Source organism: Azospirillum formosense (assembly GCF_013340925.1).
GTDB lineage: Bacteria > Pseudomonadota > Alphaproteobacteria > Azospirillales > Azospirillaceae > Azospirillum > Azospirillum formosense.
This window is the reverse complement of the sequence record NZ_WHOR01000043.1, coordinates 14,508-29,196: the sequence shown is the minus strand read 5'-3', so window position 1 is coordinate 29,196 and position 14,689 is coordinate 14,508. Positions and strand designations below refer to the sequence as shown.

Below are 14,689 nucleotides of genomic sequence, written 5' to 3'. Positions count from 1 at the left end.
TTGCGCACCATCGCCATGCCGGCGGACACCAACCCCAACGGCGACATCTTCGGCGGCTGGTTGCTGTCCCAGATGGATCTGGCCGGCGGCGTCGCCGCCCTGCGCCGGGCGGGCGGGCGCGTGGCGACGGTGGGGATCGAGGCGATGACCTTCCACAAGCCTGTCTATGTCGGCGACGAGGTGAGCTGCTTCGCCCACGTCACCAAGGTGGGCCGAACCTCCATCCGCGTGCGGGTCGAGACCTGGGTGCGCCGCCAGCGCAGCGCGGGGGAGGCGATCAAGGTGACGGAGGGCGTCTTCACCTACGTCGCCATCGGCGAGGACCGCCGCCCGCGCGAGGTCCCGACGGAGTGAAGCGCAACCCGCCTTCTTTCGAAGGTTGTGCGCTGTGTCATTCTCCTTTGGGGGTGTAGGCCGCCTATTACTCGGCGGCGCAAAGAGCATGGCGCGGTGAATTCTTTCGGATTGCTTCTTTTCCGTTTGACCGAAGGAATCGCGTATGATTCCATCATACCGCCATGACCATGCTCCAGAACCTCACCGACTCGCTGAAACGCGCCGCCAAAAGCGCCCTTCGCCAGGCCATCGGGCCGGCCATCGGCTCCTGCGTCGTCGCCTACTTCGTCTATTACGCCGTCCAGGGGGACCGCGGGCTGCTCGCCATGAACCACCTGAAGGCGGAGATCGCCACGGCGGAATCCGTCCTCGACCAGGTGAAGGCCGAGCGCGAGCGAATGGACCGCCGCGCGCAACTGATGCGCAGCGACCACCTGGACCGCGACATGCTGGACGAGCGTGCGCGCACGATGTTGAACCTTTCAGGCCCCCGCGACGTCATAATCGCACTCCCTCCGGCGCAGGTCGAAGGTGATGCTAGCGCTGAGAAGTAGGTCATATCAGTGAATTAACCGAAAGCCGGTTAACGCCGAATTTCGCGTTTAAAAACAGATATTTGCGTCTCGTGCGCTTGTCGTGTACTGTGCGCCCCGCATCCGCTTCCGGTGCGAGGGGGATGCACCCTCATAAGTGGGATGTACCCTCGCAACGTGCTGCAGCCCTGGCTGTTCGCTTGCCGTCGCTGCATAAACCCTGGGGAGGAAACATGGCCGCGTCACGACGCCGTCCGAAGGCGCAGACTGACTCCGCTTCGAAGCAGGCCGCTTCGACCGAGGACCTGATCAAGTACTATCGCGAGATGCTTCTGATCCGCCGCTTCGAGGAGAAGGCGGGCCAGCTCTACGGCATGGGCCTCATCGGCGGTTTCTGCCACCTCTACATCGGCCAGGAAGCCGTCGTGGTCGGCATCCAGGCCGCGCTGAAGGACAACGACGACGTCATCACCAGCTACCGTGACCATGGCCACATGCTGGCCTGCGGCATGGACCCGAAGGGCGTGATGGCCGAGCTGACCGGTCGCCGTGGAGGCTACTCCAAGGGCAAGGGCGGCTCGATGCACATGTTCAGCCGCGAGAAGAACTTCTACGGCGGCCACGGCATCGTCGGCGCGCAGGTCCCGCTGGGCACCGGCCTCGCCTTCTCGCACAAGTACAACAAGGATGACGGCCTGTCCGCGGTCTATTGCGGCGACGGCGCCATCAACCAGGGTCAGGTTTACGAGAGCTTCAACATGGCGGCTCTGTGGAAGCTGCCGGTGCTCTACGTGATCGAGAACAACAAGTACGCCATGGGCACCTCGCAGGAGCGCGCCTCGGCGGGCGAGCTGCACCAGCGCGGCGCGGCCTACGGCATTCCCGGCCATCAGGTCAACGGCATGGACGTCCTCGAGGTCCGCGAGGCCGCCGACAAGTGGGTGGAGTACATCCGCGCCGGCAACGGCCCGGTCATCCTCGAGATGAAGACCTACCGCTACCGCGGCCACTCGATGTCCGACCCGGCCAAGTACCGGACCAAGGAGGAGGTCGAGAAGATGCGGAGCGAGTCCGATCCGATCGACAACCTGAAGCGCGTCCTGCTGGAAGGCGCTTACGTGACCGAGGACCAGCTCAAAGAGATCGACCGCGAGGTCAAGGCCGTGGTGACCGAGGCTGCCGAATTCGCGCAGCAGAGCCCCGAGCCCGATCCGGCGGAGCTGTGGACGGACGTCCTGGTCGAAGCCTGACGACAACGATAAGCAGGAGCGGCGCCGAGGGCCGGAGGCTTCGCCTCCCGGTGAACCCGCGCCGCCGGAGGTTGAGGAATGCCGATCGAAGTGCTGATGCCGGCGCTGTCGCCCACCATGACCGAGGGCAAGCTGGCGAAATGGGTCAAAAAAGAAGGTGACGAGGTCAAGTCCGGCGACGTGCTCGCCGAGATCGAGACCGACAAGGCGACCATGGAGGTCGAGGCGGTCGATGAAGGCCGCATCGGCAAGATCCTGGTCGCCGAGGGCACCGAGAACGTCGCCGTGAACACCCCCATCGCCGTGATCCTCGGCGAGGGCGAGAGCGTCACCGACGCCGTGTCCGGCTCCCCGACGCCGGCCCCGAAGGTCGCCGCCGAGCCGGTGGTGAAGGACACGGGCGCGCACGCCCCGGCCACCCTGCCGGTCGGTCCGGCCAGCGGCCCGGCCGCCGCGCCGCCGGCGTCGGACGAGGACAAGTTCTTTGACAAGACGGTGAAGAAGACCGTCCGCGAAGCGCTGCGCGACGCCATGGCCGAAGAGATGCGCCGCGACCCGACCGTCTTCCTGATGGGTGAGGAGGTCGCGCAGTACCAGGGCGCCTACAAGGTGTCGCAGGGCCTGCTCCAGGAGTTCGGCGCCGACCGCGTCATCGACACGCCGATCACCGAGATCGGCTTCGCCGGCCTGGGCGTCGGCGCGGCCTTCCGCGGCCTGCGCCCGATCGTCGAGTTCATGACCTTCAACTTCGCGATGCAGGCGATCGACCACATCGTGAATTCCGCCGCCAAGACGCTGTACATGTCCGGCGGCCAGATGGGCTGCCCGATCGTGTTCCGCGGCCCGAACGGTGCGGCCGCCCGCGTCGCCGCGCAGCACAGCCAGGACTTCACCCCCTGGTACGCCAGCGTGCCCGGCCTGAAGGTCGTCGCGCCCTACAGCGCGTCGGACTTCAAGGGCCTGATGAAGTCGGCGATCCGCGATCCGAACCCGGTCATCTTCCTCGAGAACGAGATCCTCTACGGCCAGTCCTTCGAGGTGCCGGAGAGCGAGGACTTCATCGTTCCGATCGGCCGCGCCAAGATCCGCCGCGCCGGCACGGACGTGACGATCACCGCCCATTCGCTGATGGTCAGCTACGCGCTCGCCGCCGCCGATCTGCTGGAGAAGGACGGGATCAGCGCCGAGGTCATCGACCTGCGCACGATCCGTCCGCTCGACACCGAGACGATCGTCAACTCGGTCAAGAAGACCAACCGCCTCGTCACCGTCGAGGAGGCCTGGCCGACCTGCGGCATCGGCGCCGAGCTGTCGGCCCTGATGATGGAGCAGGCCTTCGACTATCTGGACGCCCCGGTGATCCGCGTGACCGGCCTCGACGTGCCGATGCCGTATGCGGCGAACCTGGAAAAGCTCGTCCTTCCTTCGCCCGACCGCATCGCGGAAGCGGCGAAGAAGGCCTGCTACCGCAAGTAAGGAGGGCGAGCGAATGACCATCCAGATTCTCATGCCCGCCCTCTCTCCGACCATGACCGAGGGCAACCTCGCGAAGTGGCTGAAGAAGGAAGGCGACGCGGTGAAGTCCGGCGACGTGATCGCCGAGATCGAGACCGACAAGGCCACCATGGAAGTCGAGGCGGCCGACGAAGGCCGTCTCGGCAAGATCCTCGTGCAGGCCGGCACGCAGGGCGTCGCGGTGAACACCCCGATCGCCGTGCTGCTGGAAGAGGGCGAGGACGACAGCGCGCTCGCCAAGGCCGCCGCTCCCGCTCCGGCGGCTGCGCCCGCGGCGGCTCCGGCCCCGGCGGCTTCCGCTCCGGCAGCTGCCCCGGCTCCGCAGGCCGCGGCCGCTCCGGCTCCCGCCGCCCAGGGCGGTGGCCGCGTGTTCGCCAGCCCGCTGGCCCGCCGTCTGGCCGAGCAGGCCGGTCTCGACCTGAAGGCCGTCAAGGGCACCGGCCCGAACGGCCGCATCGTCAAGGCCGACATCGAGGCCGCCAAGGCCGGCGGCACCGCCAAGGCCGCCGCTCCGCAGACCGCCGCCCAGGCTCCCGCCGCGGCCCCGGCTGCTGCGCCGGCCGCAGCCGCTCCGGCCCCGAAGGCCGCGGGCATCGACGCCAAGGACCTGTCGGACAAGCTGGGCATGCGCTACAAGGCGCAGCCGAACAGCTCCATGCGCAAGACGATCTCCCGTCGTCTGACCGAGGTGCAGCAGACGGTGCCGGACTACTTCCTGGCCATCGACTGCGAACTGGACGCGCTGCTGAAGGTCCGTTCCGACCTGAACGCCCGCTCCAAGGACTACAAGCTGTCGGTCAACGACTTCATCATCCGCGCCGCCGCGCTGACGCTGAAGAAGTTCCCGAACATCAACGCCGCCTGGTCGGAGGAGGCCATCCTCCGTTACGACCACGTCGACATCTCGGTCGCCGTGGCCACCCCGACCGGCCTGATCACGCCCATCGTCAAGAAGGCGGAGACCAAGGGGCTGGCCGAGATCTCCAATGAGATGAAGGGTCTGGCGGAGCGCGCCCGCGACGGCAAGCTGAAGCCGGAGGAGTACCAGGGCGGCACCTTCTCGATCTCCAACCTCGGCATGTACGGCATCCGCGAGTTCGCGGCGATCATCAACCCGCCGCAGGCCTGCATCATGGCGGTCGGCGCCGGCGAACAGCGTCCGGTCGTGAAGAACGGCGCGCTCGCCATCGCCACCGTGATGACCGTCTCGGTCACCGTTGACCACCGCGTCGCCGACGGCGCGCAGGGTGCGGAATTCCTCGCGGCTTTCAAGAAGCTGATCGAGGACCCGCTGAGCATGCTGCTGTAAGGGGGCGCGGACCATGGCTGACATGAATTACGATCTCATCGTCATCGGTGGCGGTCCGGGCGGCTATGTGGCGGCGATCCGCGCCGCCCAGCTCGGCCTCAGCACCGCGGTGGTGGAGCGTGAGAATCTCGGCGGCATCTGCCTCAACTGGGGCTGCATCCCGACCAAGGCGCTCCTCCGCTCCGCCGAGGTGCTGCGCAACGCCAAGCACGCCACGGAGTACGGGCTGGTCATCCAGAACCCGTCCTTCGACCTGGACAAGGTCGTCCAGCGGTCCCGCAAGGTGGCGGGGCAGCTCAACGGCGGCGTCAAGCATCTGCTGAAGAAGAACAAGGTCGCCGTCATCGAGGGCGAGGCCAAGCTGCTCGGCAAGGGGCAGGTGGCCGTGACCAAGGGCGGTGCGGCGGTCGGCACCTTCGGGGCGAAGAACATCATCATCGCCACGGGCGCCCGCGCCCGCACCCTGCCGGGTCTGGAGGACGACGGCAACCTCGTCTGGACCTACCGCAAGGCGATGACCCCGAACACGACGCCGAAGTCGCTGCTGGTCATCGGCTCCGGCGCCATCGGCATCGAGTTCGCCAGCTTCTACAACGAGCTGGGCGCCAAGGTGACGGTGGTCGAGGTGATGGACCGCATCCTGCCGGTCGAGGACGAGGAAATCTCGACCTTCGCCCGCAAGCAGTTCGAAAAGCAGGGCATGCGCATCATCACCAACGGCAAGGCCGGCAACCTGCGCAAGGGTGCCGACAGCGTGACGGTGGCGGTGGAAGCCAACGGCAAGACCGAGGACATCACGGTCGACCGCGTGATCCTCGCCGTCGGCATTTCGCCGAACACGGAGAATCTGGGCCTGGAGAACACCAAGGTCCAGACCGATCGCGGCCACATCAAGACCAACGCCAACTGCCAGACCGACGAGCCGGGCGTCTACGCCATCGGCGACGTGACGGGGGCTCCCTGGCTCGCCCACAAGGCCAGCCACGAGGGCGTGATCGCCGTCGAGCACATCGCCGGCAAGCACCCGCACGCGCTGGACGTCCGCAACATCCCGGGCTGCACCTACTCGCACCCGCAGATCGCGTCGGTCGGTCTCACCGAGAAGAAGGCGAAGGAGGCGGGCTACGAGGTCCGCGTCGGCCGCTTCCCCTTCATCGGCAACGGCAAGGCCATCGCGCTGGGCGAGGCGGACGGCATGGTGAAGACCGTGTTCGACGCCAAGACCGGCGAGCTGCTGGGTGCCCACATGGTTGGCGCCGAGGTGACGGAGCTGATCCAGGGCTACACGGTCGCCAAGACCATGGAGACCACCGAGCAGGAGCTGATGCAGACCGTGTACCCGCATCCGACCCTGTCGGAAATGATGCACGAGTCGGTGCTTGATGCCTATGGCCGGGCCATCCACTTCTAAGTGGCGAGTCTGAGCTACGGTCGTTTCCTCCCTCGTCCTCCAGGGCGGGGGAGCAACGATTGCGACTCCGTCATCCTTTTGGCGGTGTTGTTTCGTCGCGGCCGATAATCAGACTTGACCGGTCGGTCATTCCGGCCTATCCGGCGGGACCGTGGCCGCCGGCCTTACGCCGTTTCCCTGCGCCGTCCCTTGCGCGGAAGGCGGCGCGTTACCGTTCAGCATCGGCGCTGCCATCGGGCAGCCCGTGGGAGCACTTCAGACCATGACCGTGGCCGATCACCCCGAGAAGCTTCGCCATCCCGAAAAGGCCCACAAGCCCGACAACCCGATCCAGCGCAAACCGGGCTGGATTCGTGTCAAGGCGCCGACCAGCCAGGAATACAACGAGACGCGCAACCTGATGCGCGGGCTCAAGCTCAACACCGTGTGCGAAGAGGCGGCCTGCCCGAACATCGGGGAATGCTGGAAGCACAAGCACGCGACCTTCATGATCCTCGGCTCCGTCTGCACCCGCGGTTGCGCCTTCTGCAACGTCGGCACCGGCCGCCCCGACCAGCTCGACCCGCACGAGCCGGACAACGTGGCGGAAGCGGTGGCCCAGCTGAAGCTGAGCCACGTCGTCGTCACCTCGGTGGACCGCGACGACCTGGAGGACGGCGGGGCCGAGCATTTCGCCCGGACCATCCGCGCCATCCGCGCGGCGTCGCCCGACACGACCATCGAAATCCTCACCCCCGACTTCCAGAAGAAGAAGGGTGCGGTTGAGGTGGTGGTCGAGGCGAAGCCCGACGTCTTCAATCACAATCTGGAAACCGCGCCGCGGCTCTACCCGACGATCCGTCCGGGCGCGCGCTACTTCACCTCGCTCCAGCTGCTGGCGCGGGTGAAGGAGCTGGACCCGTCCATGTTCACCAAGTCCGGAATCATGGTGGGCCTGGGCGAGACGCGCGAGGAGGTCGGGCAGGTGATGGATGACCTGCGCGCCGCCGATGTTGACTTCATGACGATCGGCCAGTACCTCCAGCCGACGCCCAAGCACGCGGCGGTGGACCGGTTCGTGACTCCGGAAGAATTCCAGAGCTACGCAACACTTGGCCGCGGCAAGGGTTTCCTGATGGTGGCCTCGACGCCGCTGACCCGCTCCAGCTATCACGCGGGGGCGGACTTCGCGATGCTGCGGGAGGCTCGCCTCCGCAAGCTCGCGGCAGCAGCGGGCTGAGAGGCGGCCGAAAGAGAAACGGAGCGGGTATGCCGACGCACGCGGAAAAGAAGGTCCTTCCCTACACGCCGGAGCAGATGTACCGGCTGGTCGCCGATGTGGAGAAGTACCCGGAGTTCCTGCCCTGGTGCCTCGCCGCCCGCATCCGCCGCCGTGAAGGCGACGTGATGTTCGCGGACCTTGTCATCGGCTTCAAGATGGTCCGCGAACGCTTCACCTCGCGCGTGGAGCTGGACGAGGCGGGCCGCCGCATCAACGTCCAGTACACCGAGGGGCCGTTCCAATACCTGAACAACCATTGGATCTTCACCCCGCACGAGGGCGGCGTCTGCGTGGATTTCTACGTGGATTTCGAGTTCCGCTCGAAGATGTTGCAGAAGATCATGGGCGTGCTGTTCAACGAGGCGGTGCGCCGGATGGTGCAGGCCTTCGAGACCCGCGCCAACCAACTCTACGGCAACGGCGCCACCCGGCCCGCCGCGGCGCGGACCGCCTGAGGCCGGTTTTCCCTCAGCGAATCGCGGTTTCCGGGCGGGCCGTGCGCAGCCGCTCCAGCGCGGTCTGGACCGTCGCGAGGCGCACTGCCTCGCGGTCGCCGGGGAAGGTGTATTCCTTGTGTTTGGCCGCACCGCGGCGGACCGCGGTGGCGATGTAGACGCGCCCGACCGGCTTCTCCGGCGTTCCACCGCCGGGGCCGGCGACTCCGGTGACTGCCACCGTCACGTCGGCCTTCGACTTCGCCAGCGCCCCGACCGCCATCGCCACCGCCACCTCCGGGCTGACCGCGCCGTGGGCGTAGATCAGGCTGGGCGGCACGCCGAGCATCTCGGACTTGGCGACGTTGGAGTAGGTGACGAAGCCGCGGTCCACCACCTTGGACGAGCCCGCGATGTCGGTCAGCGCCCCCGCGATGAGGCCGCCCGTGCAGGATTCGGCGGTCGCCAGGGTGTAGCCGGCCATATCGTATTCCGCGAGCAGCTTGGCGGCGAGTTCACGGATGTGATCGGGAAACATGCGGGTCCCTTTCGTCGTCGTGCCAGAACCAGCCCCTCTCCCGTCCTGGGCGAGGGCTACGGAAGGCTCATGTTATCCCGGCAGACGGACCGTCGCCATCGCCTGCGCCGCGATGCCCTCGCCGCGTCCGGTGAAGCCCAGCCGCTCCGTCGTCGTCGCCTTCACGCTGACCCGGTCCACCGGCATGCCCAGAATCTCGGCAACACGCGCGGTCATCGCCTCGCGGTGCGGGCCGACCTTCGGGCGTTCGCAGATGATCGTCACGTCGACATGGGCGATCCGCCCGCCGCGCGCCGTTACCAGCTCCGCCGCGTGTTTCAGGAACAGGGCGCTGTCGGCGCCGCGCCATTGCGGGTCGCTGGGCGGGAAATGGCTGCCGATGTCCCCGGCGCACAGCGCGCCCAGGATGGCGTCGGTCAGCGCGTGCAACCCGACGTCGGCGTCCGAATGGCCGTCCAGCCGGTGCGTGTGCGGAACCCGCACGCCGCAGAGCGTGACGTGATCACCCTCGGCGAAGCGGTGCACGTCGAAGCCGGACCCGGTGCGAATGTCGGACAGGGCGCTGTCGAGCGCGCGGGCGGCGCGGGTCAGGTCGGCGGGGGTGGTCACCTTGAAATTCTCCTCCCTGGCGGGCACCAGCGCGACCGGCAGCCCGGCACGTTCGGCGACCGCCGCGTCGTCGGTCAGCTCCAGCCCGGCGGCGGAGCGGTGCGCGGCCAGAATCTCGGGAAAGCGGAAGCCCTGCGGGGTCTGGGCGCGCCACAGGCCGTCACGATCCACCGTGCCGGCCACCAGTCCATCCTCGCCGCGCTTCAGCGTGTCGGCGACCGGAACGGCGGCCAGCGCCGCGGGGTGGGTGTCCAGCGCCGCGATCACCGCGTCGATGGTGTCGGCGTCGATCAACGGGCGGGCCGCGTCGTGAATCAACACGAGGTCCGGCGCCGATTCGGCCAACGCTTCGAGCCCGTTGCGCACCGAATCCTGGCGGGACGCCCCGCCGGCCACCGGCTCGGGCAGATCCAGCCCTGCGACGGCCGCATCGTAGAGATCGCGAAACGCCGGATTGATGACGACGCGCACCGCGCTCACCTTGGGGTGGCGCCGGAAGGCTTCGACCGTGCGGCGCAGCACGGGCTGGCCGGCGAGATCGAGATACTGCTTGGGCTGTTCGGCGCCGAAACGCTGGCCGATTCCGGCGGCGACGATCAGCGCGATACAGGAAGACATGGGACGTATCCGTGCCGTTTGGGCTATGGTATCCGCGCTTGACGGGCCGTCCGCGTGACGCTTACGTCATGGCGGCCGGACGCAGCGGAGCCTAGCCGCTCACCGGCGTTCCGCCAAGAGCTTCAGAGACTTGATCACCAGCGACTTTGGGTTTCCGCAGAGGGAAGGGCACGGGTCCGCCGCATGTCGCAGAACATCGTCTACAGCCTGACCGCGCTGGTGGCGCTGCTGCCGGCGTCCATCTACCCCTACCACCGGATCGCGGGGCAGGGGGTGGACGGACGGTCCGCCTATTTCTGGGGCGCCCTGGCGCTGGGCTTCGCCGGGCCGGCGGCCTGGGCGTTGACCCAGGTGGCGGGACGCTGGCACACCGGCCTGTCCACCGCGCTGTGGATCACCATCGCCGCCTGCATGCTGCTGTTCATGGCGATGAGCGCGCTGACCCGGTCGGCGTGGCGCCTGTCGCCGCTGCTGCTGCCCTATCTGCTGACTGTCGGCGCCTTCGCGACACTGGCCCAGCAGGCCCCGGCGCCGGTATTGCGCGGTGGGGCGCCCGGCATCTGGATCGACCTGCACATTGCCGTGTCGGTCATCACCTACGCGCTGCTGACCATGGCCGCCGTGGCGTCGCTCGCCGCCTTCCTTCAGGAGCGGGCGCTGAAGTCGAAACGCCCGACCCCGTTGACACGCTTCCTGCCGCCGGTGGCGGAAAGCGAGCGGATGCAGCTTCATCTGCTCGCCGCGTCGGAGACGGTTCTGGGGGCCGGTCTCGCCACGGGAATGGCGGTGCTCTATTACGAAACCGGCGCGCTGCTGCGCGCCGACCACAAGACGCTTCTATCCGTCGCCAGCTTCGTCGTCATCGGCGGGTTGCTGCTGGCCCATGCCCGCACCGGCGTGCGCGGGCGGTTGGCGGCGCGTCTCGTGCTGATCGCCTATCTGCTGCTGACGCTCGCCTATCCGGGCGTCAAGTTCGTCACCGACGTCCTGCTCGGCTAGCCGTTGCGCATGACAGCCACCGTGGCGCTCGCGGTATGTGCACTTGCAACATGCCGAAACGCTGTGCTACCGTGCACAAATTCTCATCATATCGCTAATGTGCCCATCATGTGGGCAGGTGAACATGGCCATTCAAATCGGCACCATCTCGCTTGAGGGTCCGGTGATCCTCGCCCCTATGTCCGGCGTCACCGACCTGCCGTTCCGGCGGCTGGTGAAGCAGTCCGGCTGTGGGCTGGTCGTCTCCGAGATGGTCGCAAGCCAAGCGATGATCCGCGAAAACCGCCAGACGCTGCGCATGGTCGAATGCGAGCCGGAGCAGTTCCCCATGGCGGTCCAACTCGCCGGCTGCGAACCCGAGGTGATGGCCGAGGCGGCGAAGCTGAACGAGGACCGCGGGGCGGCCATCGTCGACATCAACTTCGGCTGCCCGGTGAAGAAGGTGGTCAACGGCCACGCCGGCTCCTCCCTGATGCGCGACGAGGCGCTCGCCGCCCGCATCCTGGAGGCCACGGTGAAGGCCGTCTCCATTCCGGTGACGCTGAAGATGCGCAAGGGGTGGGACGACAACAGCCTGAACGCCCCCCGTCTCGCCCGCATCGCCGAGGAGTGCGGGATCAAGCTGGTCACCGTCCACGGCCGCACCCGCGAGCAGTTCTACAACGGCACCGCCGACTGGTCCTTCATCCGCTCCGTGAAGGAGGCGGTGTCGATCCCGGTGGTGGTCAACGGCGACATCACTTCCTTCGACGCGGTGGACCGCGCGCTCGCCGAGTCCGGCGCCGACGGGGTGATGATCGGGCGCGGCGCCTACGGACGCCCCTGGTTCCCCGCCCAGGTGATGCATTACATCCGCACCGGCGAACGGTTGCCCGACCCGCCGCTCGACCGGCAGCTCGACACGCTCCTGGAGCATTACGACGCCATGCTGACCCATTACGGCGTCGAGGGAGGGCTGCGCGTCGCCCGCAAGCACATCTCTTGGTACTCCACGGGCCTGCGCGACTCCGCCGAGTTCCGCTCGGAAGTCAACCGCATGTCCGATCCCGAACGAGTGCGCGGTTTCATCCGCGACTTCTACGCCCCGGCGATCGAAAGGATGGCTGCCTGATGGCCCGTGCATCTGCCGCTGCTCCATTGCCCCGCCGCCCGGCGCGGCCCCGTGCGCCTTCCAGTTCCTATCGCCCCGTCCGCTCCTGCATCGATCCGTCCGTCATGCTGAACGCGCTCCCCGACCCGGTCCTCGTCGTCGACGGCTCCGGCGACATCCGCTACGTGAATCTGGAGGCGCAGGAGTTCTTCGGCCTGTCCGCCGCCATGATGGAGGGCATGCCGCTGGCCGAGCTGCTGCCGCCCAACAGCCCGGTCAGCCAATTGATCGAGCAGGTTCAGCAGGGCCGCCATCGTGCCTCCCAGGAGGGAGTCGTCATCGACACGCCGCGCATCGGCCCGCACCACGTTACCGTGCGGGTGACCGCGTTGGGTGAGCCCGCCGACCATGTGCTGCTGACGGTCAACGAGCGCACGTTGGCCCGCAAGATCGACAATTCCCTGACCCACCGCAACGCCGCCCGCTCGGTCACGGCCATGGCGTCTATGCTGGGGCACGAGGTGAAGAATCCGCTGTCGGGCATCCGCGGCGCCGCGCAGCTCCTGGAAGAGAATTGCAGCGAGTCCGACCGGGTGCTGACCCGGCTGATCTGCGACGAGGCCGATCGCATCGTCGCCCTGGTCAACCGGATGGAGGTCTTCTCCGACCAGCGGCCGCTGGAACGCGACGCGGTGAACATCCATACCGTTCTGGAGCATGTCCGCAAGGTGGCCCAAAGCGGCTTCGCGCGGAACATCCGCTTCATCGAGCGCTATGACCCGTCCCTGCCGCCGGTCTATGGCAACCGCGACCAGCTCATCCAGATTTTCCTGAATCTGATTAAAAATGCGGCAGAGGCTGCACCGGATTCGGGCGGCGAGATCATTCTCAGCACATCTTATCAGCACGGCGTCCGCATGGCCCTGCCCGGCGGCGACACCCGCCTGCACCTGCCGTTGCTGGTGTCCGTTCAGGATAATGGGGACGGCATACCCGACGATCTGCGCTCCAACCTGTTCGATGCGTTCATTACGACGAAGGTCAACGGAACTGGCCTGGGGCTTGCATTGGTAGCCAAAATCGTCGGCGACCACGGCGGCGTCATCGAGTTTGACAGCCAGCCGCGCCGCACCGTCTTCAAGGTCTCGCTACCCATGTTCGATGAAGCGCAGATGAGCGGCGATCCGGCACCGGCCAGAGGCATCCGAGGGGCCATCGGATGAGTGCAGCCACGATCCTGGTTGCGGACGACGACCGCGCCATCCGCACCGTTCTGACCCAGGCCCTCGCCCGCCTCGGCCACGAGGTGCGCACCACCGGCAACGCCTCCACGCTTTGGCGCTGGGTGGCGGACGGGCAGGGCGACCTCATCATCACCGACGTGGTGATGCCCGACGAGAACGGGCTGGACCTGATCCCGCGGATCAAGAAGATCCGGCCCGATCTGCGCATCATCGTGATGAGCGCGCAGAACACGCTGATCACCGCCGTGAAGGCGGCGGAGCGCGGCGCCTTCGAGTATCTGCCCAAGCCCTTCGACCTCAAGGAACTGGTCTCGGTCGTCGAGCGGGCCCTGAATTCCAACACGCCGCCGGCGGCCCTGCCGGCCGACGCCGGGGAGGCGGACGAGCAACTTCCCCTGATCGGCCGCTCGCCGGCCATGCAGGAGATCTACCGCGTCCTTGCCCGTTTGATGGGCACCGACCTGACGGTGACGATCACCGGCGAGTCGGGCACCGGCAAGGAGTTGGTGGCCCGCGCGCTGCACGATTACGGCAAGCGCCGCAACGGCCCCTTCGTCGCCATCAACATGGCGGCCATCCCGCGCGAGCTGATCGAGTCCGAACTGTTCGGTCACGAGAAGGGCGCCTTCACCGGAGCGACCAACCGCTCGACCGGCCGGTTCGAGCAGGCGCAGGGCGGCACGCTGTTCCTCGACGAGATCGGCGACATGCCGCTGGAGGCGCAGACCCGCCTGCTGCGTGTGCTCCAGGAAGGCGAGTACACCACCGTCGGCGGACGTACGCCGATCAAGACGGACGTACGCATCGTCGCCGCGACCCACCGCGACCTGCGCACATTGATCCGCCAGGGCCTGTTCCGTGAGGACCTGTTCTACCGCCTGTGCGTCGTCCCCATTCGCCTGCCGCCGCTGCGCGAGCGTACGGAGGACGTGCCGCTTCTGGTTCGCCACTTCCTGAACCAGTGCTCGGCGCAGGGACTGCCGGTGAAGAGCATCGACCAGCCCGCCATGGACCGGTTGAAGCGTTACCGCTGGCCGGGCAACGTACGCGAGCTGGAAAACCTCGTCCGCCGCCTCGCCGCGCTCTATTCGCAGGAGGTCATCGGGCTCGACGTTGTGGAGGCGGAACTTGCCGACACGACGCCCGCCGCCCAGCCGGTGGAGGAACCGCAGGGTGAAGGCCTGTCCGCCGCCGTGGAGCGCCACCTCAAGGATTATTTCGCCGCACACAAGGACGGCATGCCGTCGAACGGCCTGTACGACCGGGTGCTGCGCGAGGTGGAACGGCCGCTGATCTCGCTCAGCCTCTCGGCGACGCGGGGCAACCAGATCAAGGCGGCGCAGCTCCTCGGGCTCAACCGCAACACATTGCGCAAGAAGATCCGCGACCTCGACATCCAGGTGGTGCGTGGGCTGAAGTGACTTGGCGCCGGGCGGTTCGGCCCGGCGTCGCTTCCAGCCCACAGCGTGTTGTTTTTGCGACAGGCCTTTGGCGCCTCTGCCGTTCGCGATGCTCCTTAGGGACTGTGCGAAAGGCAGAGGG

At 67.3% G+C, this 14,689-nt stretch carries 14 protein-coding genes; 12 read left to right on the top strand and 2 right to left on the bottom strand.

Annotation, left to right across the window (positions count from 1 at the left end):
- From GBZ26_RS08530 to GBZ26_RS08495, 8 genes are all read left to right on the top strand, one after another.
- The coding region (locus tag GBZ26_RS08530) for an acyl-CoA thioesterase (protein WP_247884785.1) at positions 1–354 on the top strand (354 nt) is incomplete at its 5' end.
- A gap of 164 nt (positions 355–518) precedes the next feature.
- On the top strand, positions 519–890 hold the full coding sequence (locus GBZ26_RS08525) for an FtsB family cell division protein (RefSeq protein WP_014198780.1): 372 nt from the start codon (positions 519–521) through the stop codon (positions 888–890).
- A gap of 212 nt (positions 891–1,102) precedes the next feature.
- A complete protein-coding gene (pdhA, locus tag GBZ26_RS08520) occupies positions 1,103–2,119 on the top strand; it encodes a pyruvate dehydrogenase (acetyl-transferring) E1 component subunit alpha (RefSeq protein WP_014198781.1) in 1,017 nt (338 codons plus the stop codon).
- Positions 2,120–2,197: 78 nt separating this feature from the next.
- Positions 2,198–3,595: a pyruvate dehydrogenase complex E1 component subunit beta gene (locus tag GBZ26_RS08515; protein ID WP_114860155.1), complete on the top strand. Its 1,398-nt coding sequence runs from the start codon at positions 2,198–2,200 to the stop codon at positions 3,593–3,595.
- A 13-nt stretch (positions 3,596–3,608) separates the two neighbouring features.
- Positions 3,609–4,943 carry a pyruvate dehydrogenase complex dihydrolipoamide acetyltransferase gene (locus tag GBZ26_RS08510; protein ID WP_174438471.1) on the top strand — a complete coding sequence of 445 codons (1,335 nt, stop codon included), beginning with the start codon at positions 3,609–3,611 and terminating at the stop codon, positions 4,941–4,943.
- 13 nt (positions 4,944–4,956) lie between these two features.
- Positions 4,957–6,354 (top strand): dihydrolipoyl dehydrogenase, encoded by a 1,398-nt coding sequence (gene lpdA, locus GBZ26_RS08505; RefSeq protein WP_174438470.1) that lies wholly within the window; start codon positions 4,957–4,959, stop codon positions 6,352–6,354.
- Between the two features lie 262 nt (positions 6,355–6,616).
- Complete coding sequence (lipA, locus tag GBZ26_RS08500; RefSeq protein WP_174438469.1) at positions 6,617–7,573, top strand: lipoyl synthase; 957 nt, start codon at positions 6,617–6,619, stop codon at positions 7,571–7,573.
- A gap of 29 nt (positions 7,574–7,602) precedes the next feature.
- Positions 7,603–8,070, top strand: coding sequence for a type II toxin-antitoxin system RatA family toxin (locus GBZ26_RS08495; protein WP_174438468.1), 468 nt, complete (start codon positions 7,603–7,605; stop codon positions 8,068–8,070).
- Between the two features lie 13 nt (positions 8,071–8,083).
- Here the strand turns inward: GBZ26_RS08495 and GBZ26_RS08490 are convergent, their stop codons facing one another.
- Positions 8,084–8,587, bottom strand: a complete 504-nt coding sequence (locus tag GBZ26_RS08490; RefSeq protein WP_174438467.1) for a CinA family protein — start codon at positions 8,585–8,587, stop codon at positions 8,084–8,086.
- A 72-nt stretch (positions 8,588–8,659) separates the two neighbouring features.
- The gene (locus GBZ26_RS08485; protein ID WP_174438466.1) at positions 8,660–9,814 is read right to left on the bottom strand and encodes a bifunctional 2-C-methyl-D-erythritol 4-phosphate cytidylyltransferase/2-C-methyl-D-erythritol 2,4-cyclodiphosphate synthase; all 1,155 of its coding nucleotides are present in this window, start codon (positions 9,812–9,814) and stop codon (positions 8,660–8,662) included.
- Between the two features lie 183 nt (positions 9,815–9,997).
- On the opposite strand from GBZ26_RS08485, the gene GBZ26_RS08480 reads away from it, so the two are divergent.
- The 4 genes from GBZ26_RS08480 to ntrC all read left to right on the top strand — a co-directional run bounded on the left by GBZ26_RS08480 (position 9,998) and on the right by ntrC (position 14,568).
- Positions 9,998–10,813, top strand: coding sequence for a cytochrome C assembly family protein (locus GBZ26_RS08480; RefSeq protein ID WP_174438465.1), 816 nt, complete (start codon positions 9,998–10,000; stop codon positions 10,811–10,813).
- A gap of 124 nt (positions 10,814–10,937) precedes the next feature.
- Positions 10,938–11,924 carry a tRNA dihydrouridine synthase DusB gene (gene dusB / locus GBZ26_RS08475; protein ID WP_174438464.1) on the top strand — a complete coding sequence of 329 codons (987 nt, stop codon included), beginning with the start codon at positions 10,938–10,940 and terminating at the stop codon, positions 11,922–11,924.
- Positions 11,924–13,126, top strand: coding sequence for a two-component system sensor histidine kinase NtrB (locus GBZ26_RS08470; protein ID WP_174438463.1), 1,203 nt, complete (start codon positions 11,924–11,926; stop codon positions 13,124–13,126). The genes dusB and GBZ26_RS08470 overlap by 1 nt, the downstream gene beginning before the upstream one ends.
- On the top strand, positions 13,123–14,568 hold the full coding sequence (gene ntrC, locus GBZ26_RS08465; RefSeq protein WP_014197046.1) for a nitrogen regulation protein NR(I): 1,446 nt from the start codon (positions 13,123–13,125) through the stop codon (positions 14,566–14,568). Before GBZ26_RS08470 ends, ntrC begins: the two co-directional genes overlap by 4 nt.
- The last annotated feature ends 121 nt before the right edge of the window (positions 14,569–14,689 follow it).

Excerpts from the sequence above, each read along its gene's own strand:
- GBZ26_RS08495 (WP_174438468.1), top strand. The coding sequence starts at position 7,603 with ATGCCGACGCACGCGGAAAAGAAGGTCCTTCCCTACACGCCGGAGCAG.
- ntrC (WP_014197046.1), top strand. The coding sequence starts at position 13,123 with ATGAGTGCAGCCACGATCCTGGTTGCGGACGACGACCGCGCCATCCGC.
- dusB (WP_174438464.1), top strand. The coding sequence starts at position 10,938 with ATGGCCATTCAAATCGGCACCATCTCGCTTGAGGGTCCGGTGATCCTC.
- GBZ26_RS08470 (WP_174438463.1), top strand. The coding sequence starts at position 11,924 with ATGGCCCGTGCATCTGCCGCTGCTCCATTGCCCCGCCGCCCGGCGCGG.
- lipA (WP_174438469.1), top strand. The coding sequence starts at position 6,617 with ATGACCGTGGCCGATCACCCCGAGAAGCTTCGCCATCCCGAAAAGGCC.
- GBZ26_RS08525 (WP_014198780.1), top strand. The coding sequence starts at position 519 with ATGACCATGCTCCAGAACCTCACCGACTCGCTGAAACGCGCCGCCAAA.
- GBZ26_RS08490 (WP_174438467.1), bottom strand. The coding sequence starts at position 8,587 with ATGTTTCCCGATCACATCCGTGAACTCGCCGCCAAGCTGCTCGCGGAA.
- GBZ26_RS08515 (WP_114860155.1), top strand. The coding sequence starts at position 2,198 with ATGCCGATCGAAGTGCTGATGCCGGCGCTGTCGCCCACCATGACCGAG.
- GBZ26_RS08510 (WP_174438471.1), top strand. The coding sequence starts at position 3,609 with ATGACCATCCAGATTCTCATGCCCGCCCTCTCTCCGACCATGACCGAG.
- pdhA (WP_014198781.1), top strand. The coding sequence starts at position 1,103 with ATGGCCGCGTCACGACGCCGTCCGAAGGCGCAGACTGACTCCGCTTCG.
- GBZ26_RS08485 (WP_174438466.1), bottom strand. The coding sequence starts at position 9,814 with ATGTCTTCCTGTATCGCGCTGATCGTCGCCGCCGGAATCGGCCAGCGT.
- GBZ26_RS08480 (WP_174438465.1), top strand. The coding sequence starts at position 9,998 with ATGTCGCAGAACATCGTCTACAGCCTGACCGCGCTGGTGGCGCTGCTG.
- lpdA (WP_174438470.1), top strand. The coding sequence starts at position 4,957 with ATGGCTGACATGAATTACGATCTCATCGTCATCGGTGGCGGTCCGGGC.